The following is a 26,004-nucleotide window of genomic DNA, read 5'->3' on the forward strand; positions in this document are numbered from 1 at the left end:
TTCGCTTTCTGCAATAGTAGCGCGCCACCGCAAGTGCTTGCCGTGGCACCGGTGTTCTTTTGGCGACACCTATTTTCTCAACCTGACTGTGGAATAAAGCAAGATGTGGTCAGCAGCCGATTCAGCATCTCTATACGGCGTGCCCGACTGGGGCAGTGATTATTTTTCCGTCGATGAACGCGGGCAAGTCTGCGTCAGCGCCAACAATGGCGCCAGCGCCCAAGTACCGCTTTTAGATATTATTCAAGGCTTAGAGCAGCGCGGCCACGCGATGCCAGTATTGCTGCGCATTGAGAACATACTCGACCGGCGCATTAGCCAAATCAACCAAAGTTTTGCCGATGCTATCGACAAACTAAATTATCGCGGTCAATACCGCGGCGTGTTCCCGATCAAGGTGAACCAGCAGTGCCACGTAATTGAAGAGATCACCAAATTTGGCCAACAATTTCACCACGGCCTAGAGGCAGGCTCAAAAGCCGAGCTCATTATTGCCATGAGCCAGCTGCAAGACCCCGAGGCCTGCATTGTATGCAACGGCTACAAAGACACCGAATTTGTCCAGCTCGGCCTGCACGCAGTCAAACTCGGCCTTAAATGTTTTTTTGTGGTCGAAACGCCGAGCGAAATTGCCACCATTATTGAGCAGAGCCGCGCACTGGATGTCGAGCCGATGATAGGCGTGCGCGTGAAACTCTCTTCAAAGGTTGAGGGCCACTGGTATGAAGACAGCGGCGACCGCTCGCTGTTTGGGCTCAGCACCGCTCAGCTTATTGATGTTATCGATACACTCAAACAGCACAAAATGCTGCACTGCTTGCAACTTATGCATTTTCATATCGGCTCGCAGATTCCAAATATTCGCAATATACGCACAGGCGTACAGGAAGCCTGCCGCTATTATGTGGACCTAAAAAACGAAGGTGCACCACTGGGTTATCTCGATCTCGGCGGCGGCCTCGCTGTCGATTACACCGGCGCCAGCAGTAACGAAACCCACAGCCGAAATTACAGCCTCGAGGAATACTGCGTCGATATAGTCGAAGGCATTAGCGAAGCACTCGATGCCCACAATATCGAACACCCGATCATTATCACCGAAAGCGGCCGCGCCACTGTTGCCTACAGCTCAGTACTGCTATTTAACGTGCTTGAAGTCAGCCATTTTCGCGCCCACAGTTTGCCCGAAGCCCTGCCCGAACACACATCGGAAATCACCAATAATATTTGGCTGACACTTAAAAACTTTGACAAAACAGATGTGCAAGAAAGCTGCAACGACGCCATTCACTACCGCGAAGAAATTCGCCAGTTGTTTAAGCAGGGCCGGGTCAATGTTCGCGAGCTGGCGCTGGCGGAAAATATCTACCTAGAGATACTGCAGCGTGCGCGGCGAGAACTGCCTAAATTCAAACGCGTACCGCAGGAGTTACAGAACCTCGATGAGAGCTTGGCCGATATTTATTACGGTAATTTCAGCCTTTTTCAAAGCCTGCCCGACGCCTGGGCCATCGACCAGGTATTCCCGATCATGCCGATTCACAGGCTCGACGAAAAGCCACAGAACTCAGCTGTTATTGCCGATATCACCTGCGATTCGGACGGAAAAATTGATCTTTTTGCCAACGCCGATGGCGAGCAGCGCACCCTCGCCCTGCACGATATAAAAGAAAACCAGGAATACTATCTCGGCGTTTTCCTAGTTGGCGCCTACCAGGAAACCCTCGGCGACCTGCACAACCTATTTGGTGATACCCACGTCGTCAGCGTGCGCCTCGACAGCGATGGCAATTACGAAATGGTTGAAGAAATTCACGGCGACAGCATTGGCGATGTACTCAGTTATGTTGAGTACACCCCCAAAGAACTCTATGAAAAATTTCGGGTAAATGCCGAATCTGCCGTCAAGGCCGGAAAAATTAATGTCGGCCAGCGCCAGACCATGCTCAAGGCATTTAAAACCAGCCTTGAGGGTTATACCTATTTTGAACGCGAAGAAAGCTAGCAGCTAAACGTAAGGAGCAAACATCCATGTCCAAAGTCCTGATTATTGGCGCCGGCGGCGTCGGTGGCGTTGTCACCCACAAGTGTGCCCAGCTGACAGACGTGTTTACCGAAATTATTCTTGCAAGCCGCAATGAAGAAAAGTGCAAAAAAATTGCCGCGCAACTCCCGCGCGCAATCAAAACCGCTCAAGTCGATGCCGACAAGGTACCCGAACTCGTCGCCTTATTAGAAAAAGAAAAGCCAGAGCTGGTTATTAACGTCGCCCTGCCGTATCAAGATTTAACCATTATGGACGCCTGCCTCGAAGCGGGCGTGCACTACCTCGATACCGCCAACTATGAACCGCTCGATACCGCCAAGTTTGAATACAAGTGGCAGTGGGCTTATCAGGATAAATTTCAACAAGCGGGGCTTATGGCTCTGCTAGGTTCGGGTTTTGACCCCGGCGCAACAAACGTATTTACCGCTTATTTAAACAAGCACTATTTTGACGAGATTCACTACCTCGATATTATCGATGTTAACGGCGGTGATCACGGCTACCCCTTTGCCACCAACTTCAACCCCGAAATCAATATTCGCGAAGTAACCGCCGAATGCCGCCACTGGGAAGACGGAAAATTTGTTGAAACACCGGCAATGAGCGTAAAACAGCAGTTCAATTGCCCCGAAGATGTCGGCAGTTACAATATTTACCGCATGTATCACGAGGAGCTTGAATCCTTAACAAAACACCTGCCAAGCATCAAAAAGGCCCAGTTTTGGATGAGTTTTGGCGACAACTACTTAAAACACCTTGAAGTGCTCGGCAACGTCGGCATGACAGGTATTGAACCGGTTGAGTTTCAAGGCCAAAAAATTGTACCAATTCAGTTTTTAAAACAGCTGTTGCCAGACCCGAGCACTCTCGGCCCGCGTACCGTTGGCAAAACCTGTATCGGCGTGCACGCGCGCGGCATTAAAGACGGCAAAGAACACAGCGCATATATTTACAATATTTGCGATCACCAAGCTTGCTACAACGAAGTTCAAAGCCAGGCCATTAGCTACACCACTGGCGTGCCAGCTATGATCGGTGCAAAAATGATACTCGAAGGCAAGTGGAAGCAGGCCGGCGTATTTAATATCGAGCAAATGGACCCCGATCCATTTATGGAAGACATGAACAAGTACGGCCTACCGTGGAAAGTTATTGAAAACCCAGGTTTTGAATTAATTTAAACCGAGCCGGCACAGCCCTCAAAAGCAAGTCAGAGAGCAAGCTAAGGAGACCATCGGCAGCATGGACGCTGCCGTTGAGCCTACACGGATGTATTGACGGCGCGTCTCATTAGCTTGCTCTCTGATTTGCCCACTACCGTACGTATAGCGAACGAAAGAATATGATCAAATCAACCACCTTTTACAACTTTGATACAAGCCGCGTGCCTTCGCCTTGTTTTGTTATTGACGAGGTGGTCATTGAAAACAATTTAAAAATACTCAACCGAGTACAACAAGAAAGCGGTGCCAAAGTGCTCGCCGCGCTCAAAGCATTTTCATGCTGGTCACTGGCGCCACTTTATAAAAACTATTTAAGCGGTGTGTGTGCCAGCGGTTTACACGAAGCCATGCTTGGCCACGAACACTACGGCGGTGAAGTGCACACCTACAGCGCGGCTTATAAACACGAAGACCTGGACAAACTGTGCGAAATTAGCGAACACCTTATTTTTAACAGCTTTGCCCAGTGGCAGCGCTTCCAACCCCTATTAAAACAAAAGGCCCAACAGGGCTTTAAGCCCAGCTTTGGTCTGCGCATAAACCCCGAGCACAGCGAAGGCGAGGTTGCGCTCTACGACCCCTGCGCTCCGTGCTCGCGCCTGGGCATACCCCGCGCACAGTTTGAAGGCCAGGATTTAAGCGGCATTAGCGGCCTGCATTTTCACAGCTTGTGTGAACAACTATTTGAACCGCTCGAACGAACACTCGACAGCATAGAGCATAACTTTGCCGATATATTGCCGCGCATGCAGTGGCTTAATTTTGGTGGCGGCCACTGGATCACCGCACCGGGTTACGATATCGACAAGCTTATTCGGCGCATCAAAGACTTCAGTGAAAAATATCGAGTACAGGTTTATTTAGAACCCGGCGAAGCGGTGGCGATTCACAGCGGCGTATTGGTGACCGAAGTGCTTGATCTACCTGTCAACAACAGGCCTCTGGCCATCGTCGATTGCAGCGCAACCTGCCACATGCCCGACACCCTGGAAATGCCCTATCGAGCCGATGTATTTGATGCAGGTGAACACGGTGAAAAACCATTTAACTACCGCTTGGGTAGCACCAGCTGCTTAGCTGGCGATGTGCTTGGCGACTACAGCTTTGATAAAGAGCTTAAAATCGGCCAGCGCTTAATGTTTGACGACCAAAGCCACTACACCATGGTAAAAACCAGCACCTTTAACGGCATCAAGCTCCCGGCAATTGCGCTGTGGAACTCTGAAACAGACCAACTGAAAATCGTCAAAGAATTTTCTTACAGCGATTTTTTGAACAGGCTCTCTTAGGGCCGGTTACGCTAACACTCAGCCCACCACCCGTTATGCCGGGCCTTAGCGCTACGGCAGTAGTGCCGCGCCACTAGTGCAGTGCCATTTAGTGCAATGCCATTAGTGCAATGCATAGTTATAACAAGCCACACCCCGATCGCGCAGGCGCTCAACCAGCACGGTGCTTTCCCGCTCTTTTAAGCGTTTGATCATCAGCGCTTTAGCAAGGTTTTGCACTTCGCCAGCGCAGTCATTTTGAGTCTCGGCGGCGTCGGCCAAGGCCAGATATTTAAGATCCTGATCTTTTAAGCGCTCGACCAGCTTGGCGCCAATATCGCCGGCAACCTGGCGCGCAAGCGCATCCAAAATTTCCACATCAGAAGGCAAATCTGCGAGCTTAAATGGAATCACAAACTCCCCCATCTCAACCCCCTCACTGCTATCGTCCTGATATTCGCTATTGATAGTAATTGAGTCAGGGAAAATCACCTTGCCAGAGGCCGCTTCAACTAAGCGGTAACTAACGGAAAAGATTCCAACCTTGCGGTGGCGGGTGACTCCGACACTGATATTTTCGTACTTGCTGACATCAATGGTTTCTGAAGGTTTGTCGACTTTTTTGCGCTCGCGACTGCTCATTTCCAGCCAGCTGATATAACTCGGGTTTGGAATGGTCTCGCTGCCCACCTCAACCCTCATCATTTTTTTATTATTGGCCTCAGAGCTATCGACCTTGCTTTCCAACACCGAGCCACTAACCAGCAAATTCACCGATGATAAATTGGACGTTTCACCACTGATATCGCGCTCTCTGAGTATGGCTGCGTACTGCTCGCGCTCGACAATACGCACATCGTAGGGCACGTGCTCAAATAAATACTGCGTGATAAATGAGGAAATCACATCGCCGTAGTCCTGATCTTTATACGGCGATTGAAAATCGGTGGTACTCAAACGCAGCACTGCGGTATCTCGCACGGCAGCTTCTTGCTCCACAATGGCCTTTCGCAAACCCGGCCGACTTGGCTGAAACTCCTGAATCGCATACAGGTGAGCAAGCACGGCTTCACTCTCACCCTGCTTGGCCAAGCTGAGCTGCTTCTCCCAAAGTTGCGCACACAAGGGCTCGTAAGCCGACGCCGGAGGCAGGCTTACCTCAAGCATGCTGCGCACCCCGCGCGCCTGGCTGTACCAGCGATAGCTCTGACCGAGCTTGCTTTTATCTTTAATGCTTTCATCGGCCAGGGCACTGAAATAATCGGCCATTTTCTGGCTGGTCGCTGCGAGCTTGTCTTTGATTAAAGGGAAGTCCGGCTGCGCGGCCATGCCCTGCAAAATCTCGTAGGCCTGATCGGCCTCACCTTCCGCTAGTTTGTCAAAGAACTGTTTTGCGTAAATTTTGGCATCAACGCCAATCATTTCATCTAACAGCGCCGCATCATCGCCGCGCACGCGTTTGATAATCTCGACTTTCGCTAAGGTATTGCTGTCAAAGCGGCCCTGCTCGGATGCAAAACGTACGTCGGCAATTAAGCTATCGAGCAGCTGCTGCTTTTTTTGCTGCCATTCATCGTAGCCGGTTACTTTGTGCAGACGCGAGGCCAGTAATACTTGCTGCTGCGGTTCTTTTTCATCGCGCAACAAGGCTTCGAGCTGTTCAATATGGCGGCCGGTTTTTATTGCTTCGGCCTCAACTAACGAAATAACCGGCTGCCACTTGTCTGCGGGAATAGGTGTCTGCGCTTTTAAACGGGTCAGCTCCGCCTCGAGATAACTAAGCGGCAGCACCGCTTCGCCATCGAGCCGCTTGGCGGCAAAGTCACTGCTAAGCTCAGACTTTTTTAACTTCACTATCTGCGCATCAATCAGTGCCAGCTTGGCGTAGTCTTCGGCGTAGCGCTCGCTCGGCTTGCCCTGCAACTGCCCGGCTAACTGCCCGCGCATAGCAATAAGTTCATCAATATTTTGCAGCGATTGAATTTGTGCCGTTGAGCTGCTTAGCAGCGGCTCGCTCTTGGTTGGCGCCCCGCCGCAGCCACTTAACAATAAGAAAAAAAAGGCGAGACAACTACTCGAAATTTTGGTCGGCATGCTAAGTGTCCTTTAGGCAAACTAGCTCCCGGGCCTGGGAGCTCAGACTTCTTAGCTCAGTATAGAAGAGCGCCACTGCGCTGCTGGAGAAAGCAACAGACGACCACGCCGACACGCTCACAGCGGGCCGGAATAAGCGCGGCGAGGCTTAAGACCTGTCCAGTCAGGACCTATGCAACCAAGGCCTAGCAACCAGAAGCTATCGAATTAAAGCCTCTCAAAGCGGCTTAGCTTAGCGACCTAGCTAAGCTAGCCAGCAAAAAAAAACGCAACACACTTATTTTAAGTTTTTGGCAAGGTAACGCCGGTTTGCCCCTGGTATTTACCGCCGCGATCTTTATAAGAGGTCTCGCAGACTTCGTCACTTTCATAAAACAACATCTGCGCAACACCTTCGTTGGCGTAAATTTTGGCAGGCAGCGGTGTGGTATTACTAAACTCGAGCGTAACGTGACCTTCCCATTCGGGTTCGAGCGGGGTGACATTGACAATAATGCCGCAGCGCGCGTAGGTAGACTTGCCCAGGCACACAGTCAGCACCGAGCGCGGGATACGAAAGTACTCAACCGTGCGCGCCAGCGCAAAAGAATTCGGAGGGATAACACAGACATCACTTTTGATATCAACAAAACTGTCGTCGTCAAACGCTTTGGGGTCAACAACAGCGCTGTGCACATTGGTGAAGATTTTAAACTCATCAGAGCAGCGAACATCGTAGCCGTAGCTGGAAGTACCGTAGCTGACAATGCGCTGGCCATCTTCGGCATAGCGAACCTGATCGCGCGCAAACGGCTCAATCATGCCTTCATTTTCAGCCATGCGGCGTATCCACTTGTCGGATTTGATACTCATTGTCTTACCTCATACTAACGAAGGCGCGATGGTACAAGATATTAAGGGCAGAGTCAGCGCTTGCCCTAGATTATTAAACAAGCGCGGCTTCCAAATATAGCTTCGCTCACGGGCTGTTCAGCCTTGCATCAATGCCGCTTTTAACCAGCCACAATAATCTCAGGCCCACCATCATCGGCCTGCGTTGCGATGGCCGCAGCCGCCTTACGTGCGATACGACAATACGCCAAGGCTTCCGGGCTGTCTGCTTCGCTCACCACGACAGGCTCGCCGCTGTCACTGCGCTGGCGGATATTTAGCGAAAGCGGCAGTGCACCCAAGGCTTCGACACCGTATTCCTGCGCCAGGCGCTCCGCACCGCCTTCACCAAAGATATGCTCTTCATGGCCACAGTTGCTGCAGCGATGCACGGCCATATTTTCGATAACGCCGAGTACCGGTACATCGACTTTGCGGAACATCTCCACGCCCTTTTTAGCATCCAGCAGGGCGATATCCTGGGGTGTGCTAACCACCACAGCCCCGGTCACCGGCACTTTCTGGGCGAGCGTCAAAGCGATATCGCCGGTACCGGGCGGCATATCGATAACAAGGTAGTCGACATCCTGCCAGCGCGTGTGACCGAGCAGCTGCACCAGTGCGCCACTGGCCATTGGCCCGCGCCATATCATCGGCGTTTTTTCAGTCACTAAGTTGCCCATGCTGATCATCTGTATGCCGTGGGCGTAGATCGGGCTGATATTTTTACCGTCGCTGACTTCTGGGCGCTGCCCGGCAACACCCAGCAGCTGAGGCTGGCTCGGGCCGTAAATATCGGCGTCGAGCAGCCCTACGGTGGCGCCATCGGCAGCCAGAGCCAAAGCCAGATTGACCGAGCTCGTACTCTTGCCAACCCCGCCCTTGCCCGAAGCCACTGCAATAATATTTTTAACACCGCTTAACTGCTGGCTCTGCACCACCGCAGAAGCAGGCGCAATGCGCTGGCCTATTTCAACCGCCTGCAGCTCAATACCTTGGCGTTCACACTGCTCTTGTACGCTAGTCGCCAAGCTAGCCGCAAGTGTGCGCACGGGTACGGCAAAGTCCAGCTTTAAACACGCGTCGCTGTAACTCGGCTCGTCGCTCAGTAAATCTACCAGAGCGCAATTTGTATCGGGAAAATTGAGCGTCGCCAGAACGGCGCGCAGATCGCTGGGCAGAGCCATAGTACACCTCGTTAAAACAGTAGGCGCGCAAGCATAACAGCCGGCCCAACAAGCTCAAAGCAACTCTGGCGCAGGCAACAATAAACTGCAATTCCGATCAATACGCGATTTGATACAGGCATAACAGATTAATCATATGGAAATTACGCGCTTGTTATTTGCGTGCAGAGCCCGAAAATAGCGGCGATCAAACAGATTCACAGGTGCCTTTGAGGCCTGTTTCTGCTACTATTGCGCGCCTTTTTTTCGCTGCCAGATCAGTAGCTTACAGATCGCAGCCTCAACTTGACCGAGCGGTTCGCCAGCTATCAATATGACAGATAAACGCAATATTCTCGTTACCAGCGCCCTGCCCTACGCCAACGGCAGCATTCACCTGGGCCATATGGTTGAAACCATTCAGACCGATATTTGGGTGCGTTTCCAGAAACAGCGCGGCCACAACTGTTATTACGTCTGCGCCGACGACGCCCACGGCACCGCAATTATGTTGAGTGCCGAAAAAAACGGCATCAGCCCGGAAGAGCAAATTGCCAATATCAAACAAGAACACCTTGCGGACTTTGAAGACTTCCTGATCGGTTTTGATAATTATCACAGCACCCACAGTGAAGAAAACCGCGAGCTCGCCAGCCTGATTTACGAGCGCGTAAAAGCCAACGGCCATATCGCCGAGCGCAATATCACTCAGGCCTACGACCCTGAAAAAGGCATGTTCCTCGCCGACCGTTACATCAAAGGCAGCTGCCCGAAGTGTAAAACCGAAGACCAGTACGGCGATAACTGCGAAGCCTGCGGTGCGACCTACAGCCCACTCGACCTGATCAACCCAGTTTCTGTTGTCAGTGGCGCAACCCCGGTTGCCAAAGAGAGCAAACACCTGTTCTTTAAACTGCCGGACTTTGAAGACTACCTCAAAGAGTGGACCCGCGCCGGCCACCTGCAAGATGAAGTTGCCAATAAACTTGCAGAGTGGCTCGACAGCGGCCTGCAAGAGTGGGACATCAGCCGCGACGCTCCGTATTTTGGTTTTGAAATCCCCGGCGAAGAAAACAAGTTTTTCTACGTCTGGCTCGACGCACCAATTGGTTACATGGCCAGCTTCAAACAAATGTGCGAGCGCGAAGGCATCGACTTCGAGACCTACTGGAAGCCAGATTCAGAAGCTGAGCTTTACCACTTTATCGGTAAAGACATTGTCAACTTCCACGCCCTGTTCTGGCCCGCGATGCTCAGCAACGCCGGTTTCCGCACGCCTACTAAAGTCTGTGTACACGGCTTTTTGACCGTCGACGGCAAAAAAATGTCGAAGTCGCGCGGCACTTTCGTGAATGCCCGCACCTACCTCGAGCACCTGCAGCCTGAGTACCTGCGTTATTATTACGCCAGCAAACTCGGCAACAGCGTCGACGACATTGACTTAAACCTCGAAGACTTTGTTCAGCGTGTAAACTCAGACCTCGTCGGTAAGGTCGTTAACATCGCCAGCCGCACCGCCAAGTTTGTACAAAAAGCCGGTGGCAAGTTGAGCACCAATATCGACAACGCCGAGCTCTGGCAAAAATTTGTCGACGCCAACGCCGTCATCGCCAAACTCTACGAAGAGCGTGAATTTAACAAAGCCATGCGCGAAATCATGGCGCTCGCTGATCTCGCCAACGAGTACATCGCCGAACAAGCGCCTTGGTCTCTGGCCAAACAAGAAGGTCAGGAACAAAAAGTTCTCGACGTCTGCACGCTCGGCATCAACTGCTTCCGCGCGATCATGACTTACCTGAAGCCAGTGCTTCCTCACACTGCAGTTGCCGCTGAAGAGTTTTTAAATAGTAAACTCGACTGGAACGAAGAGCTGAGCTTCTTAAGCGAGCACGAGATCAATAAGTTCAAACCACTGATGACCCGAGTTGAAGGCAAAAAAGTAGAAGCAATGATAGAGGCCGGCAAAGAAGCCGCCGAAGCTCAGGCAGCAAATAATCCCGCCCAAACCACTAACTCTGGTGTCACAAATAATGGCTGGTTAGAGAAAGAGCCCGTTGCCGACGAAATTGAATTTGACGACTTTGCCAAAGTCGACTTGCGTGTAGCCTTAATTGCCAACGCCGAACACGTTGAAGGCGCGAACAAGCTGCTGCGCCTGACTCTGGATCTCGGTGGCGAGACCCGCAATGTATTTGCCGGCATTAAAAGCGCTTACCAGCCAGAAGATTTAATTGGCAAACACACCGTCATGGTCGCCAACCTCAAGCCGCGCAAAATGAAGTTTGGCATGAGTGAGGGCATGGTATTAGCCGCAGGCCCTGGCAAAAAAGACATTTATATTCTTGAGCCGAATGAAGGTGCCCAACCGGGAATGAGGGTGATGTAAATAGTTTTCTTGTGGTGCTTCGTTTGCCAGTCGGCACTTGGTTGAAGCTTTTCAGACACGCCGTGAACCCATCCGTGGGGGCTCCGCCGCCGCATCCATGCGGCAGAGGCTCTGAAAAGCTTCAACCAAGCACCTCCTTAACAAAGTGCCAACTCGATAATTTTTTAAAACTTGGTAGTGAAATCAGTTTCAGAGAAAGCTCTACCAAAGTTTAATTACCGCAGTACAGCAATTATCTGGCCACTGCAATAGAACAAATACGACTCCTTGCGAATTAGCAGGGACTCAGGTCTGAACTGGGCACGGCCTATGAAGACCATCTGCGCCATGGATGGCGCGGCTGAGCCCCCACGGATGGGTTTACGGCGAGTCTGAATAGGCCGTGCCCAGTTCAGACCGAAACGAACAACCCAACTAGACCAGTCACAATATGCTGGGAAGAAAATGACAGAATTTGCCGTACTACTACTTAGCACCGTGCTGGTAAACAACTTTGTACTCGTACAGTTTTTAGGGCTGTGCCCATTTATGGGCGTGTCCAATAAACTTGAGACCGCCATCGGCATGGCCAGCGCAACCACCTTTGTGCTGACCCTCGCCTCCATATGCAGCTACATGGTGTACAACTGGGTGCTTGAACCACTTAGCCTTGAGTACCTAAAAACCATTAGCTTTATTTTGGTCATTGCTGCCGTCGTGCAGTTTGCAAAAATGTTTATCGAAAAAACCAGCCCGCTTCTGTACCGCGTGCTCGGCGTATTTTTACCACTGATTACCACCAACTGCGCGGTACTCGGTGTCGCTTTGCAAAACACCAGCAAAAGTCACGGCTTTTTTGAAAGTGCCATCTACGGTTTTGGTGCGGCCCTGGGTTTCTCTTTAGTATTAATTTTATTTTCAGCCATGCGCGAACGCCTGGCTGCGGCCGATGTACCCGACAGTTTTAAAGGCGCCGCCATTGGCATGATCACCGCCGGCTTAATGAGCCTGGCCTTTATGGGTTTCGCGGGGTTAGTCTGATGTTGATTGAAGATTTTCCAATTATTGAAGCGCTGATTGCACTTGGCCTGCTCGCCGCAGTCTTTGGCGCCGTGCTCGGTTTTGCCGCAGTTAAATATAAAGTCGAAGGCGACCCAATCGTTGAACAAATTGACGAGCTATTGCCGCAAACTCAGTGCGGCCAGTGTGGTTACCCCGGCTGCCGCCCCTATGCCGAAGCCATTGCCAACGGTGACGACATCAATAAATGCCCACCCGGCGGCCACACCACCATTCAAGAAATCGCCAATTTACTCGACGTACCCGCGCCCGAACTCGATGAAGAACACGGCGAAGAAAGTGAAGTGCGCAAGGTCGCGGTTATTCGCGAAGACGAGTGCATCGGTTGCACCAAGTGTATTCAAGCCTGCCCGGTCGACGCCATTTTGGGTGCGGCCAAGCAAATGCACACGGTCATCGGCTCTGAGTGCACCGGCTGTGATTTATGTGTCGAACCCTGCCCGGTTGACTGCATCGACATGGTGCCGGTGGCTGAAGGTTTGAGCGCATGGCGCTGGCAGCTGCCAGAAAACGTCGAGCTGATCGCAAGCGACGTCGCCGGTGAAATAAAAAGCGCCGAAAAAGATGAAGAAGGAGCCGCAGCGTGAGAAAAATCTGGGACATCCCCGGCGGCGTACACCCGGCTGAAAATAAAACTCAGAGCAACCACAGCCCAATAACAACTATTGCCCTGCCAAGCCAATTGCTTATCCCGCTGAACCAACATATTGGTGCGCCTGCCGAAGCCATTGTTGAAGTGGGTGAGCGTGTGTTAAAACACCAGCAACTGGCCAAAGCCAGCGGCTTTGTCAGCGCCGCCGTGCACGCGTCAAGCTCGGGCACCGTAACTGCCATCGAAGAGCGCCCTATTCCCCACGCTTCCGGGCTCAAAGCCCTGTGTGTGGTCATCGAATGCGATGGTGAAGATCAAAGCGCAGAGTTAACGCCACTACAAAATTGGCAAAGCATCGAAAAACCAGCGCTGATTGATTTTCTGCGCAATCAAGGCATTGCCGGCATGGGCGGCGCAGGTTTTCCAACGGCGGTAAAAATGCAGCCGCGCGCCGATCAACACATCGACACGCTGATTTTAAACGGCACCGAATGCGAACCCTATATCACCGCCGACGATAGGCTAATGCGCGAAAAAGCCGACGAAATTGTCGCCGGCATGAAGATACTTGCGCACTTGCTTGGCGAGCCCAACAAAAAAATCATCGGCATTGAAGACAATAAAGCCGAAGCTTTTGCCGCAGTTAAAAAAGCGGCCAAAGGCAGCGATATCGAAGTGGTGATGTTTCCCACCAAGTACCCAAGTGGCGGCGAAAAACAGCTGATTCAAATTCTTACCGGCAAGGAAGTACCCAGTGCCGGCATTCCCGCCGACATCGGCATCGTGGTGCAAAACGTTGGCACCGCACGCGCGGTTTATCGCGCAGTTGAGCACGGCGAAAGCCTTATCGAACGCGTAACAACCGTGGTAGGCCAGAGCCTTGGTACACAACAAAATATCTGGGCGCGCATCGGCACACCCGTTAGCCACATACTTGCCGAGCACCAGTGGCAGCAACAAGATTGCGCCCAGTTAATTTTTGGCGGGCCAATGATGGGTTTTGCAATGCAAAATCAAGAAGTGCCCATCATTTTGACCACCAACTGTGTATTGGCGCCGAGCCGCGAAGAAATGCCCGAGCCCGAGCCTCAGCAGGCCTGTATACGCTGTGGCTTGTGTGCTGAAGCTTGCCCCGCCAGCTTGCTGCCCCAACAGCTTTATTGGTATAGCCGCAGCGAAGATTTTGAGCGCCTGCAAAGCCACAATTTGTTTGATTGTATTGAGTGCGGTGCCTGCTCGTTTGTGTGCCCGTCCAATATTCCTCTGGTGCAATACTATCGCGCCAGCAAAGGCGCTATTCGCCACCACGAACAGGAAAAACAAAAAGCCGAACACAGCCGCCAGCGTTTTGAGTTTCGCAAAGCGCGGCTCGAAAAGGCCGAAGCTGAAAAAGAAGCCAAGCGCCTGGCTCGAAAAAAGGCGGCAGAAGAAGCTAAAGCCAAAGCTGCATCGGCGCCAGCAGCTGCAGCTACACCTACAAAAACAACAAAGCCCGCTGCGATGGAAGCTGCAGCACATAATGATGAAGCCTTAGCCAAAACGCAGAAAAAACTCGAGCGCGCGTTAAGCAGTGCCGAAAGCAGGCTAGAGCGCGCGCAAAAAGCGCTAGCTGATGCCCAGAGCGAAGGTCTGGAGCAAACACGCCTCGACAGTTTAAGCGCGCGCATTAAAGATGCTGAAAACAAAGTTCAGGATGCACAAAAACGCCTGCAGGAAAATACTGCCAGCAATAACAACAAAGCGGCCAGCGCTACTGACTCACCAATGCCAAGCGCCGAAATGCCAAGCGCCGAAGAGTTGAGCAAAAACCGAAAAAAACTTGAGCGAGCCTTAAGCAGTGCCGAAAGCAGGCTCGAGCGCGCCAACAAAGCATTAAACGATGCAAGCAGCGAAGGCCTGGAGCAAAGCCGCCTCGACACATTGGCCGCACGCGTCAAAGACGCCGAAGCCAAGGCGCTTGAGGCCAAACAAAAACTAGACATATTTGAAAGCAGCGCAAAAGCGCAAGCACAGAACGATACAAACGCGCCCGCAGACAACGGCGCCAATAAAATAAAAAACAAACTCAATAGCAGCAGCAAAGAAAAAATTGAGCAAAGCATCAACACCCTGGAAAAGCGCCTGGCCACAGCCAAACAAAAAGCGGCTGACGCTGAAGCCTCTGGTGCGGCCACACTCGAGGCGCTGCGCCTGGGTGTCACAAAGCTCGAAGAGAAACTTGAGCTGAATAAAAAAGAGCTGGCAGAACTTAACAGCTCTACCACCAGCCAAGATTCAAAAGAGGCCCTTAACCAGGAAACTAACGCGGCCGACGCAGCCATCGCCAAAGCCCAGGCCCGCGCGCAGGAACTGGCCGCGATGAGCGACGATGAAAAAGCCAAAGCCCAGCTTGAATCGTTAAAAAAACGCCTGGAAAAAGCCCGCGCCCGACTAACAAAAGCCGAGGCCGACAACGATGACAACATCGATGCGTTTCGCGCCGGGGTAGAAAAACTCGAGGCCAAACTCGAAAACCAGCTCGCGGCCGCGCAGGAGAACAACTAATGTCGTTTATGAAACAACAGAGCTCGCCTCACGCTCACAGTGCTCGACTGGCCACCAGCAACAATGTTATGCAGCAAGTACTGCTGGCAACGGTGCCGGGCATTGTTGCGCTGAGCTGGAACTTCGGCCCCGGCACGCTGATTAATATCGTGCTTTGCAGCCTGTTTTGCCTCAGCTTTGAAGCAGCATTTTTAAAACTGCGTGGGCGCAATGCACTTTTTTATATTAAAGATTGCAGTGCCTTAGTGACGGCGTTTTTACTAGGCATCGCCCTACCCGCGTACGCGCCGTGGTGGTTATTAGTTGTCGGCTGCTTTTTTGCCATTGTCGTGGCCAAACAGCTCTATGGCGGTTTGGGTTACAACCCATTTAACCCGGCCATGGTTGCCTACGTTGTATTGCTAATTAGCTTCCCGGTTGAAATGACTCGCTGGGCCCTAGACGCCGGCACACTTAGCAGTTTAAGTGGTGTTGATGCCGCGCTGCCAAACCTTAGCCAAGCTCTGCAACTTGTATTTACCGGGCACGCACCAAGTTTAGCCGATGGCTGGACAGCAGCCACACCTCTCGATGTTGTCAAACAAAGCCAGGGTTTGACTCTGGATCAGCTTTATCAAAACCAGGCGATCTTTAATTCGGCCGTGTTTGCCGGCGGTGGCTGGGAATGGGTAAATATCGCATTTTTATTAGGTGGCCTTTATCTACTCTATAAAGGTGTATTTACCTGGCATGCACCGGTGGCGATGCTTGTGAGCTTGCTGTTATTGTCGGCACTGTTTTACGACGGCGGCAGCAGCGCAAGTAAAGGCTCACCGCTGTTTCATTTATTCAGTGGTGCCACCATGTTTGGTGCTTTTTTTATTGTAACCGACCCGGTCAGTTCGGCCGTCAGTACAAAAGGCAGGCTGATTTACGGCGCCTGCATCGGGGCTTTGGTGTTTGTGATTCGCGCCTGGGGCAACTACCCCGATGCCGTTGCTTTTGCCGTGCTGCTGATGAATTTTGCCGCACCGTTTATTGACTACTACACCCTGCCCCGCACCTACGGCCATAAAAAAGCGCAAAGCGGGAGGGTGAAATAATGCTCGGTCAATCTATCGCCCGCAACAGCCTAATACTTGCCGTGTTTGCTTTTGTTACCGCAGGCACCTTAGCCTGGATACATAAAAGCACCGAAACACGCATTGCCGAACAGGAAAAACGTGCTGCGGAGAAAGCCCTGTTAGAGATACTCAGCGCCGATCAATTTGACAACGACTTGCTCGCCACAACCTGGACCTTAACCCATAAACAGCAACAAGAACTGAACCTGCACAAGGCAGAGAAAGTTCATATCGCCAGCAAGGCCGGGCGAGCAGTTGCACTGATTATCCCCGCCATTGCTCCAGATGGTTACAGTGGCGATATTAAACTGCTTGTTGGCGTAAAAATGGATGGCAGCTTAAGTGGCGTGCGAGTACTCGCTCACAAAGAAACCCCCGGGCTCGGTGATAAAGTCGAAACAAAAAAAAGCGACTGGATACTTAAGTTCAAAAATTTAAGCTTAATAAAGCCCAAGGCCGAACTGTGGTCAGTAAAAAAAGATGGCGGTTATTTTGATCAATTTACCGGCGCTACCATCACTCCGCGAGCCGTCGTTAAACAAAGCAAAGCCGTCTTGGAGTTTTTTGCCAAACACAAAGAGCAAATCTTAGCCAGCCAAAACCTCGAGGCGACGGAGTAATAGCATGAGTGAATACAAAGAACTCAGCCTCAACGGCTTGTGGAAAAACAATCCGGCCCTGGTGCAACTGCTTGGCCTTTGCCCGCTGCTCGCGGTCACCGGCTCGGTGGTTAACGCGCTCGGACTCGGCCTTGCCACAATGGCGGTGTTAATCGGTTCCAATATCGCCGTTAGCCTGATTCGAAATGCCGTAAGCGACGCGATCCGCTTGCCCGCTTTTGTAATGATTATCGCAAGCTTCACCACCGGTACCGAGCTGCTTATGCAAGCGTTCACTTACGAGCTCTACCAAATACTGGGTATTTTTATTCCGCTAATTGTTACCAACTGTGCAATTCTTGGCCGCGCAGATGCCTATGCAAGTAAGAACTCACTTTTGCCATCGGCATTTGACGGCCTGATGATGGGCCTGGGTTTTATGTTGGTATTATTAGCCATTGGTGCAATACGCGAAGTTTTAGGCGCAGGCAGCTTGTTTGCAAATATGGACTTACTTTTTGGCGCAAGCGCAAGCTCTTGGGAACTGCAGCTCTTTGGTGCGAACTACAAAGGTTTTCTTGTTGCAGTATTGCCACCCGGTGCTTTTTTAGTCACAGGGTTGCTTATCGCCATTAAAAACGGTGTTGATACGTATATCGAAAAACGGGCCGCCGCCAACAAAGTACTGGTTAAGGGCTCCAAGAGAGTTCGAACAACCGGCAATGTGGCTTAGGGTGTGTTTTGTACCTAAGCCAAAGCGCTTTGGGAGGCTAATACCAAGCCTCTGAAAAACAATCCCCCAAAAAAAGCCCCTGAAAAAGAAGCGCTTAAAAATAAAGCCAGCATTGGCTGGCTTTATTTAAACAGCATTTACTTCACGCCGACTGGTACGTCGACGGCCTCTTGTCAATCAAACAAAACGCATCGCCTGGCGGGCATTACTATTGGCGCGGTTATCAAGAGAGATAAGCACGCTGCGAATAATGCTGCGGTCCAGCTCGTCTTCCGATTTGGGCTCTTTCATACCCAAAGCTCGACTTAGTTTGGCAACAAATAACAGTACCCACTGCGCAGCGCGGCTGAGCACATTGGCGCCTTGCAAAAATAAATACGCTATTTTATCCGCAAACGTAAACGCACCGATCATTAGCGACTGCAGAGAATACAAAGCTGCAACACTTATTTTTCGCACCACAAAAATCAGTGCGGCTTCACACCAGCGCCAGAAAACATGACTGTTCAGATCAACCGGTGAGCGAGACCTCAACCAATTTTCAATGGCACTTTCAAGCTGATACGGCGCTTCAACATTGTGTTTTAAATCAGCCCAGCTTTTGCCTTGCACACGCTTAATATACAAACCTATGCGATGGGCCTGCCCCGAAATTAATGCCTCGGTTGATGGAATATTTGCGCTAAAACTGTTGAGCGGCGCGTGGGTATAAGGAAACAGCGGCACCATTGGCACCGGGTCTGTATGGTGATATGCACGATTAATATTTTCCGGCCTTAAACTTTGCTCCGTGCTGCGGGCAAAACTCTCGGTACCAACACGCGGCGCACCAAAACTATAGAGTTTGACTGCTCTCCCCCCACCTTGTTTGGAAAACCAGTCGGCAGCCAAACTTGCAATCGCACCGCCCAAACTGTGGCCAATGCAGTGCACTGTTGTACCCGGCGGCGCCGAGGACAAAAAAGAGCGCAACTGATCGAGCATGCTGTTAAAGGTCTGATTAAAACCGAGATGTATCGGCAGGCCTGTTCGTGAAAAACTTAAACCAACCCGGCCATTTGTCAGCCAATCCGCGCCCATATTGCGAAACGTCGAACCGCGAAAAACTAAAAACAAATCACCTTGATAGGCACCACCGCCAACAGCGCAAATACCAAAAGCATCGCGGGCACGAAGTAAAACTCGGCCGCCGGTACGGGCTTTAAGCACCTTAGCTCTAGACTGCTGGGAAAACACCCTATGCTGAAGGAAGTCGGATACCGACTTTTCGCTAGTTTCATTTATAAGGTAAACATCTCGAGCTAGCGATGAAGCATCGCTAGGAGGCAATTCCTTTGCCATTTCTTTCTCCTGATTTTAATAATTCTGAACTTCTTGATGATCCTCTGGCATGCCCTCCCAGCGACATCGGGTTAGCATTCGTGCGGATCCACTTCCTTCGTAGTAGACCGCAACCTCAACAGCCAAGGGGTCACAAACCAACGCTCTAAGACTCTCCCCCCCAGTGTCATCCCAAAGATCATTCGAAACCTTTCCGCTATACCATATGTCAACGGGGGTATTATCGACAGAAACTGTAATCTGCTGAGTAGAGAAAAACTCCGTCAGCACATTTAGAGTAAGCTGCTTTGTATACAACGGCAGATCAAAAGAACCATTTTTATCTGTATAAAATTCCTGCAGCTCACCTTTGTCTTCATTGCCAGTCCAACGCATATGCCTTGTGATTAACGTATCCGCTAAAGGCTTACCTTGATATAGCAACACGCCCTTAAGGGGTGAGGCAATAACATATTCACTGGTTTCTTTTTTAAAAAAAGGCAAAGACATAGCAAGCTGCACATCCTTTTGGGCTGACTGGCTAAAGGCGGGAATACTTAGCGCGAAACTGCAAATAAGCAGAAAATAACAACGCATATAATTCATCCATGAACGATACACACACAGCTTAGACAAAAGCTTGAAAGGAAACACTGACAAAAACGCTCATATTTAGTGACATATTTGTTCATTTTATCTGTTCCGGCCAATATCGCGCATAACGCAACGTCAATGTCCTACAAAATTTGCCGCTATTATCGTTGGCAAGGCAATAAATTAGCGTCTACTATGATTTTGCAAGGATGCAGTACGGAAGGACACGGAGACAGGCATGTCGAAGTGAAGGCTCAAGGATGAGCCGACGAGCAAGGATGCTCGGGGGGAAGCGCCACAGGTTGTTCACGGATGAACACCCCGTGGTAAGCTTTCAAAAAAAGGCCGCTTAGTTCGCTAAGCGGCCTTTTCTTTTTACGGAGTTTTTTAGCAGTCTTTTAGAGCCTTAGAAAGACGCTTTAGCTGCGTTAGTCTGAACCAAAAAGATCACGCGTATACACCTTGTCGGCAACATCGCGAATCTCATCCACCATTCGGTTTGCGACAATCACATCACAGCTGTCTTTAAATTGCTGTAAGTCTTTAACCACTTCAGAGCGGAAAAACTCAGCCTCTTTTAGCACCGGCTCATAAATAACCACTTCGATGCCTTTGGCTTTGATACGCTTCATCACGCCCTGAATGGAGCTGGCGCGAAAATTATCGGAGCCGGCCTTCATAATTAAGCGGTAAATACCAACGCGCTTTGGCCCACGAGAAATAATGGAATCGGCGACAAAGTCTTTGCGTGTGGTATTGGCATCAACAATCGCACGAATAAGATTATTCGGCACATCGTTGTAGTTGGCGAGCAGCTGCTTAGTATCTTTCGGCAGGCAATAACCGCCGTAACCAAAACTCGGGTTGTTGTAGTGGCCGCCAATGCGAGGGTCCATGCCAACACCTTCAATAATTTGGCGCGAATCCAGGCCGTGGGTTTCGGCATAGGTATCCAGCTCGTTAAAATATGCAACACGCATAGCCAGGTAGGTATTGGCAAACAGCTTAATCGCTTCGGCTTCAGTGGATTCGGTAAATAATAACGGAACCTCAGCCGCGGGTTTTTCAGCACCTTGCAGTAACAGCTGGGCAAAAGTCTCGGCGCGCTCACTGCGCTCACCAACAACAATACGCGACGGGTACAAGTTGTCGTACAGTGCGCGCCCCTCACGCAAAAATTCTGGCGAAAAAATTACGTTTTCCGTGCCGAGATCTTCGCGAATACGAGCGGTAAAACCAACCGGAATCGTCGATTTAATAATCATCGTTGCACCCGGGTTTAAGGCGAGCACATCTTTAATCACCGCCTCGACCGAACGAGTATTAAAATAATCTGTTTCTGGGTCGTAATCTGTTGGCGTTGCGATAATGACAAAACTGGCGTCTTTGTAGGCAAGCTCTTTGTCCGTCGTCGCCACCAGGTTCAGCTCTTTGTTGGCGAGATAGTCTTCAAGCTCACGGTCTTCAATTGGCGACTTGCGCTGATTGATCAGCTCTACCTTGTCTTCAATGATGTCGAGCGCGACAACTTCATTGTTCTGGGCCAGTAATACAGCATTGGACAGGCCGACATAGCCCGTACCGGCAACGGCAATCTTCATTTACATATCCATAGTAGGTTTATACTCGAGTTGGCGATTTTACACCATAAATCCAAGCTTTTAAGCTCCTTTTTGCGCCGGTTTGTGCTTGTATTGTCGAAGCTTTGTGCCAGCCGCCCTATCAGCTTGCGCGTTTTCTAAGCGCCTACGCTCTCCCAAGCAAGGCCCAGCTACCCAGTTAACTGGAGCCTTTGCGGGGCAAACACCGTTTTGCCTACAGCCTTTATGGTCAATGTCTCACAAGCTTTTAGGTGATTTGCCGTAGTTTGCATTGGGTGAGAGCACTAATATAAGCGCCATAGGGATATGGAACGGAAGCATGAACTGCCACGGACACGGGCATTAAGGACTCATCCTAAGGAAGGATGTAGGGAACGCAGTCGGCCAGGAAGGTCAAAGGAAGCGACAATTAGCTTAAATCTACACTGGACGTAGGTTGTTAGAAGCAAAGGGATGTACCGCCGCGAGGCGACCTTCAAAAAAGCCATTGGGGAAATTCAATGGCTTTTTTGTTTTCGGGTTTTGTTTTGGGGCCTTGTTTCGCCTCTCAATTCCCGCGCGCCCCCCCTCTAGCCGCCTATTCGCGGCTCCTGCCCCTTGCCTACCAATCACCCCTACTAATACGTAGGCACGCCCGGCTTTGCCCCAAGGCCAAGCAAGCGTAAACTAGCGGCCATGCTAAACCGACTCCTAGTTACCGGCGGCGCGGGTTTTATCGGCGCCAACTTTGTATTGCACTGGCTGCAGCAACACCCCAATAGCGAAGTTACCGTGCTTGATGTACTGAGCTATGCGGGCAATCGCAGTAATCTCCACCAAGTCGAAACACTCGAGAACTTCAGTTTTGTGCACGGCGATATCTGTGACCAGGCTTTGCTTGAAGAGCTGCTCAAACAGAAAGCCATTAACTGTATTGTGCACTTTGCCGCCGAGAGCCATGTCGACCGCTCTATCAATGCGCCCGAAACCTTTATTCAAAACAACGTTGTCGGCACCCAGCGCCTGTTGCAGGCGGCCAAAAAACTCTGGCTCGATAACAGCGATAAGAACAAATACGGCGATATTGAGCACCGCTTTCACCATATCAGCACCGATGAAGTCTTCGGCAGTTTAAGCAGCTCGGCCCCGGCATTTAACGAAAACAGCAACTACCAACCTAATTCACCCTATTCTGCCAGCAAGGCCGCAAGCGACCACCTTGTAAGAGCGTATCAGCAGACCTATGGCCTAAAGTGCAGCCTTTCTTACTGCAGCAATAATTACGGCCCAAGGCAGTTTCCGGAAAAACTGATCCCCCTACTTATTCTTAATATCCTGCAAAACAAACCGTTACCCATCTACGGCGACGGCCAACAAATACGCGACTGGATACACGTTAACGACCACGTTCGCGGCATTGAACAGATCTTGCTCAACGGCAAAGCCGGGCAAAGCTATAACCTGGGTGCGAACAAAGAAATAAAAAATATCGACTTAGTCAGCGCAGTGTGTAAAAGCATGGATCAGCAATTTGCTGCAAATAAAAACTTTGCCCAGGACTTTCCCGAAGCCAGAGCCGCCATCGCCGGTAACAGCCAGTCACTTATCCGCCATATTCAAGACCGCCCCGGCCACGACAGGCGCTATGCACTCAATACAAACAAAGCCAAAAAAGAGCTGGGTTTTAGTAGCAAGATAGGTTTTGAACAGGGCATCAATGACACCATAAATTGGTATCTAAATAACAAAACGTGGTGGCGAACTATTTTAGCAGTGGCTTAAGCAGCACTATAGTGATTAGTGCCCAGCGCACAGCTAAGGCCAGAAAAATCTATTCCCCAAAAGCGCCGTAACAAAAAGCCCAATACCCCTAAAAAAAATGCGGTTCCGATCAAGCTGTTGATCGGAACCGCATTTTTTACAGAGCCTAAAGAGGCATTAAGCGAGGCGTTTAAATTCTCTTAGCTTACGCAGAACCTGAGCAATAATTTCATCTTGCGTTTGCTCAGCTACGCTGATGCTGATATCGGCCTCGGCGCCAACATCTTTGCCAAGCGCCAGGGTCAAGGTCGCAGACTCATCAAGCTGAGCGTAAAACGCAGCGCGCGAATCGGCTTCTTTTGCACTTAAATCGGCAACAACAAATAAACCGGCATCCAACAGCGCAGAACATACCCCGGCTTCGGCTGAGGGCACAACGTAGGTTGCCAAACCACTAGCAAACAAGGCTTTTTCGAGCTCCGCCGCATAACCGCTGGCTGCGTCACCGTATACGCACAGCGCTGTCGCTTTTTGACCAAGGCTCGCCTCACGTGTTTGGCGATTTAGCTCAAGCTTGTGCCAGGCAGCCTGCTCTTGATCAAGCGCTTCAACCACCATTGCCGCGCCGACGGTCACGTTTGTTAAACGATCAATGAAAATTAGATTCCCGGTATGGCGACTTTGCTGATAAGCATCAACACATACGGCCTCGGTCAATTCCAATTTAACGCGGGCAATGCCGTTTAACGGCAGCGACTGAACCGCACTTTTTTCAAGTGTATTCACATCCACCTGGTACTCAATATCAGTGACGGTACCACTAACTTCGGCCGTGCCAACTTTCACGTAATAGCTTTTGCCAACTTCCAGCGCATCTTCGTGCATCCACACCACGTCAATCATCATTGCATTAACAGGTTTAACACTGTCGTTGGCTGCAACAATCATATCGCCACGGCTGATATCGATTTCATCGTTTAAGGTCAAGGTAACTGCATCACCGGGATAGGCTGCATCGATAGTACCTTCGTAAGTCACCACCTCTTTGACCGTAGATTTTTTATGCGAAGGCAGCGCCATTACTTCATCACCGGCCTTAAAAACACCGGCGGCAACCGTGCCACAAAAACCACGGAAATTCAGATTCGGGCGGTTTACATACTGCACAGGAAAGCGCTTGCTTTCGGTGTTTTCATCGTCGGCAATATCGATACTTTCAAGGATGTCCAAAAGTGGCTGGCCCTGATACCACGGGCTCTTTTCACTTAAACCGGCAACGTTATCGCCATCTAAGGCCGAAATAGGAATAAAGGTAAATTCCGGCTGGCTCGGTAAACTTTTGGCAAACGCTTCGTAATCGGCTTGAATTGCGTCGAATTTCTCTTGCGAGAAATCGATTAAATCCATTTTATTTACCGCAATAACAAAATGCTTAATACCAAGCAGCGAGCAAATAAAGCTGTGGCGACGCGTTTGTGTTTGTACACCGTAGCGCGCATCAATCAACAAAATCGCCATCGACGCCGTCGACGCACCCGTCGCCATATTGCGCGTGTACTGCTCGTGCCCCGGGGTATCGGCGATGATGAACTTGCGCTTGTCGGTAGAAAAATAACGGTAAGCAACATCAATAGTAATACCCTGCTCACGCTCACTCTGCAGGCCATCAACCAACAACGCCAAGTCAATTTTCTCGCCGGTGGTACCATGAGTTTTAGAATCCTTAGAAATCGCCGCCAACTGATCTTCATAGATCATTTTGGTGTCGTGCAACAGGCGGCCAATCAGTGTGGATTTACCGTCATCAACGGAACCACAAGTAATAAAACGCAGCAAATCTTTTTCTTCATGCTGCTTCAAATATTGATGAATATCTTCTGCAATCAGATCACTTTGGTGAGACATAATCGTTTCTCGTTTAGTGTTGAGACCGGAAGCTCGTATCCAATCTCACAATTCTCTTTGCTTAAATCTCTCGACATAAAATCGAATGATTAGCGTAGGTGTCGCAGCCAGCGTGGTCGCTTTTGGCCGCGAAGAAGCGGAGTTTACACGCAGTAAATGAGCATTCTGAGCGGCCAAAAGCGGCCGCGATGGCAAGTAAACTAGCTAAGCATCGATTTTTAGAAATAGCCTTCGCGTTTTTTCTTCTCCATTGAACCGCTCTGGTCGTGATCAATCGCACGCCCTGAACGCTCTGAAGTCGTCGTCAGCAACATTTCCTGAATAATCTCAGGCAGAGTCTCAGCCTTAGACTCAACCGCACCGGTCAGCGGGTAACAACCCAGAGTACGAAAACGCACCCACTTCTCTTCGGGTACTTCGCCCTCTTCCAACGGCAGGCGCTCATCATCGACCATAATCAGCATGCCGTCGCGCTCAACAACCGGGCGCGGGGCGCTGTAATACAGAGGCACAATCTTGATGCTTTCAAGGTAGATGTACTGCCAGATATCCAGCTCCGTCCAGTTCGACAGAGGGAAAACACGGATGCTCTCACCCTTGTTTACACGGCTGTTGTACAGGTTCCAAAGCTCTGGGCGCTGGTTTTTAGGGTCCCAACGGTGATTTTTATCGCGGAAGCTATAGACGCGCTCTTTTGCACGGCTCTTCTCTTCATCGCGACGGGCACCACCAAAAGCAGCGTCAAACTGGTACTTGTCCAGCGCCTGCTTCAGGGCCACAGTTTTCATAATATCGGTGTACTTCGCCGAACCGTGATCAAAGGGGTTAATGTTCGCCTCTTTGCCTTCTTGGTTGGTATGAACCAGCAGCTCCATACCCACTTCTTCGGCCATCTTGTTGCGAAACTCAATCATCTCCTTAAATTTCCACGTAGTGTCTACGTGCAGCAAAGGGAAAGGAGGCACACCAGGGGCAAAGGCTTTGCGAGCCAGGTGCAGCATAACCGCACTGTCTTTACCAATTGAATAGAGCATGACGGGGTTATCAAACTCCGCCGCAACCTCACGAATAATGTGAATAGACTCGGCCTCAAGCTGCTTGAGGTGAGTACGTCTGGATTCATCCATTGCTTAGACCTTTATCAGACCTGACTAAAAATT

General features: G+C 50.6%; 19 protein-coding genes. 11 read left to right on the forward strand and 8 right to left on the reverse strand.

What is annotated here, in order from left to right:
• Window positions 1-103 precede the first annotated feature (103 nt).
• The 3 genes from speA to nspC all read left to right on the forward strand — a co-directional run bounded on the left by speA (window position 104) and on the right by nspC (window position 4,559).
• Window positions 104-2,005 carry a biosynthetic arginine decarboxylase gene (gene speA, locus CFK45_RS01725; protein WP_096084662.1) on the forward strand — a complete coding sequence of 634 codons (1,902 nt, stop codon included), beginning with the start codon at window positions 104-106 and terminating at the stop codon, window positions 2,003-2,005.
• A 26-nt stretch (window positions 2,006-2,031) separates the two neighbouring features.
• Window positions 2,032-3,228, forward strand: a complete 1,197-nt coding sequence (locus CFK45_RS01730) for a saccharopine dehydrogenase family protein (RefSeq protein WP_096084663.1) — start codon at window positions 2,032-2,034, stop codon at window positions 3,226-3,228.
• Window positions 3,229-3,389: 161 nt separating this feature from the next.
• Window positions 3,390-4,559, forward strand: coding sequence for a carboxynorspermidine decarboxylase (gene nspC / locus CFK45_RS01735; RefSeq protein WP_096084664.1), 1,170 nt, complete (start codon window positions 3,390-3,392; stop codon window positions 4,557-4,559).
• Window positions 4,560-4,661: 102 nt separating this feature from the next.
• Here nspC and CFK45_RS01740 read toward each other — a convergent pair whose 3' ends face one another.
• The 3 genes from CFK45_RS01740 to apbC all read right to left on the reverse strand — a co-directional run bounded on the left by CFK45_RS01740 (window position 4,662) and on the right by apbC (window position 8,689).
• Window positions 4,662-6,632: a hypothetical protein gene (locus CFK45_RS01740; protein WP_096084665.1), complete on the reverse strand. Its 1,971-nt coding sequence runs from the start codon at window positions 6,630-6,632 to the stop codon at window positions 4,662-4,664.
• Between the two features lie 282 nt (window positions 6,633-6,914).
• A complete protein-coding gene (dcd, locus tag CFK45_RS01745; protein ID WP_096084666.1) occupies window positions 6,915-7,484 on the reverse strand; it encodes a dCTP deaminase in 570 nt (189 codons plus the stop codon).
• A gap of 140 nt (window positions 7,485-7,624) precedes the next feature.
• Window positions 7,625-8,689, reverse strand: a complete 1,065-nt coding sequence (gene apbC, locus CFK45_RS01750) for an iron-sulfur cluster carrier protein ApbC (protein WP_096084667.1) — start codon at window positions 8,687-8,689, stop codon at window positions 7,625-7,627.
• Window positions 8,690-9,002: 313 nt separating this feature from the next.
• On the opposite strand from apbC, the gene metG reads away from it, so the two are divergent.
• The 7 genes from metG (at window position 9,003) to CFK45_RS01785 (ending at window position 17,684) form a co-directional block, all read left to right on the forward strand.
• On the forward strand, window positions 9,003-11,054 hold the full coding sequence (gene metG, locus CFK45_RS01755; protein WP_096084668.1) for a methionine--tRNA ligase: 2,052 nt from the start codon (window positions 9,003-9,005) through the stop codon (window positions 11,052-11,054).
• Window positions 11,055-11,498: 444 nt separating this feature from the next.
• A complete protein-coding gene (gene rsxA / locus CFK45_RS01760; RefSeq protein WP_096084669.1) occupies window positions 11,499-12,074 on the forward strand; it encodes an electron transport complex subunit RsxA in 576 nt (191 codons plus the stop codon).
• The gene (rsxB, locus tag CFK45_RS01765) at window positions 12,074-12,700 is read left to right on the forward strand and encodes an electron transport complex subunit RsxB (RefSeq protein WP_096084670.1); all 627 of its coding nucleotides are present in this window, start codon (window positions 12,074-12,076) and stop codon (window positions 12,698-12,700) included. The genes rsxA and rsxB overlap by 1 nt, the downstream gene beginning before the upstream one ends.
• Entirely contained in the window at window positions 12,697-15,249 is a 2,553-nt protein-coding gene (gene rsxC / locus CFK45_RS01770; RefSeq protein ID WP_096084671.1) for an electron transport complex subunit RsxC, read from the forward strand. The genes rsxB and rsxC overlap by 4 nt, the downstream gene beginning before the upstream one ends.
• Window positions 15,249-16,331, forward strand: coding sequence for an electron transport complex subunit RsxD (rsxD, locus tag CFK45_RS01775; RefSeq protein ID WP_096084672.1), 1,083 nt, complete (start codon window positions 15,249-15,251; stop codon window positions 16,329-16,331). The genes rsxC and rsxD overlap by 1 nt, the downstream gene beginning before the upstream one ends.
• Complete coding sequence (rsxG, locus tag CFK45_RS01780; protein WP_096084673.1) at window positions 16,331-16,972, forward strand: electron transport complex subunit RsxG; 642 nt, start codon at window positions 16,331-16,333, stop codon at window positions 16,970-16,972. Before rsxD ends, rsxG begins: the two co-directional genes overlap by 1 nt.
• Before the next feature lie 4 nt (window positions 16,973-16,976).
• Complete coding sequence (locus CFK45_RS01785; RefSeq protein WP_096084674.1) at window positions 16,977-17,684, forward strand: electron transport complex subunit E; 708 nt, start codon at window positions 16,977-16,979, stop codon at window positions 17,682-17,684.
• Between the two features lie 177 nt (window positions 17,685-17,861).
• Here the strand turns inward: CFK45_RS01785 and CFK45_RS01790 are convergent, their stop codons facing one another.
• From CFK45_RS01790 to CFK45_RS01800, 3 genes are all read right to left on the reverse strand, one after another.
• On the reverse strand, window positions 17,862-19,025 hold the full coding sequence (locus CFK45_RS01790; protein ID WP_096084675.1) for a lipase family protein: 1,164 nt from the start codon (window positions 19,023-19,025) through the stop codon (window positions 17,862-17,864).
• Between the two features lie 15 nt (window positions 19,026-19,040).
• Window positions 19,041-19,601, reverse strand: a complete 561-nt coding sequence (locus CFK45_RS01795) for a DUF4198 domain-containing protein (protein WP_143247447.1) — start codon at window positions 19,599-19,601, stop codon at window positions 19,041-19,043.
• A 425-nt stretch (window positions 19,602-20,026) separates the two neighbouring features.
• Window positions 20,027-21,199 carry a nucleotide sugar dehydrogenase gene (locus CFK45_RS01800; RefSeq protein ID WP_096084677.1) on the reverse strand — a complete coding sequence of 391 codons (1,173 nt, stop codon included), beginning with the start codon at window positions 21,197-21,199 and terminating at the stop codon, window positions 20,027-20,029.
• A gap of 675 nt (window positions 21,200-21,874) precedes the next feature.
• Between CFK45_RS01800 and rfbB the strand changes: the two genes are divergently transcribed.
• The gene (gene rfbB / locus CFK45_RS01805; RefSeq protein ID WP_096084678.1) at window positions 21,875-22,960 is read left to right on the forward strand and encodes a dTDP-glucose 4,6-dehydratase; all 1,086 of its coding nucleotides are present in this window, start codon (window positions 21,875-21,877) and stop codon (window positions 22,958-22,960) included.
• A gap of 156 nt (window positions 22,961-23,116) precedes the next feature.
• Here rfbB and cysN read toward each other — a convergent pair whose 3' ends face one another.
• Complete coding sequence (cysN, locus tag CFK45_RS01810; RefSeq protein ID WP_096084679.1) at window positions 23,117-24,844, reverse strand: sulfate adenylyltransferase subunit CysN; 1,728 nt, start codon at window positions 24,842-24,844, stop codon at window positions 23,117-23,119.
• Between the two features lie 218 nt (window positions 24,845-25,062).
• Complete coding sequence (gene cysD / locus CFK45_RS01815; RefSeq protein WP_096084680.1) at window positions 25,063-25,971, reverse strand: sulfate adenylyltransferase subunit CysD; 909 nt, start codon at window positions 25,969-25,971, stop codon at window positions 25,063-25,065.
• Between the last annotated feature and the right edge of the window lie 33 nt (window positions 25,972-26,004).

The sequence above is a fragment of the Agaribacterium haliotis genome (assembly GCF_002312815.1).
GTDB lineage: Bacteria > Pseudomonadota > Gammaproteobacteria > Pseudomonadales > Cellvibrionaceae > Agaribacterium > Agaribacterium haliotis.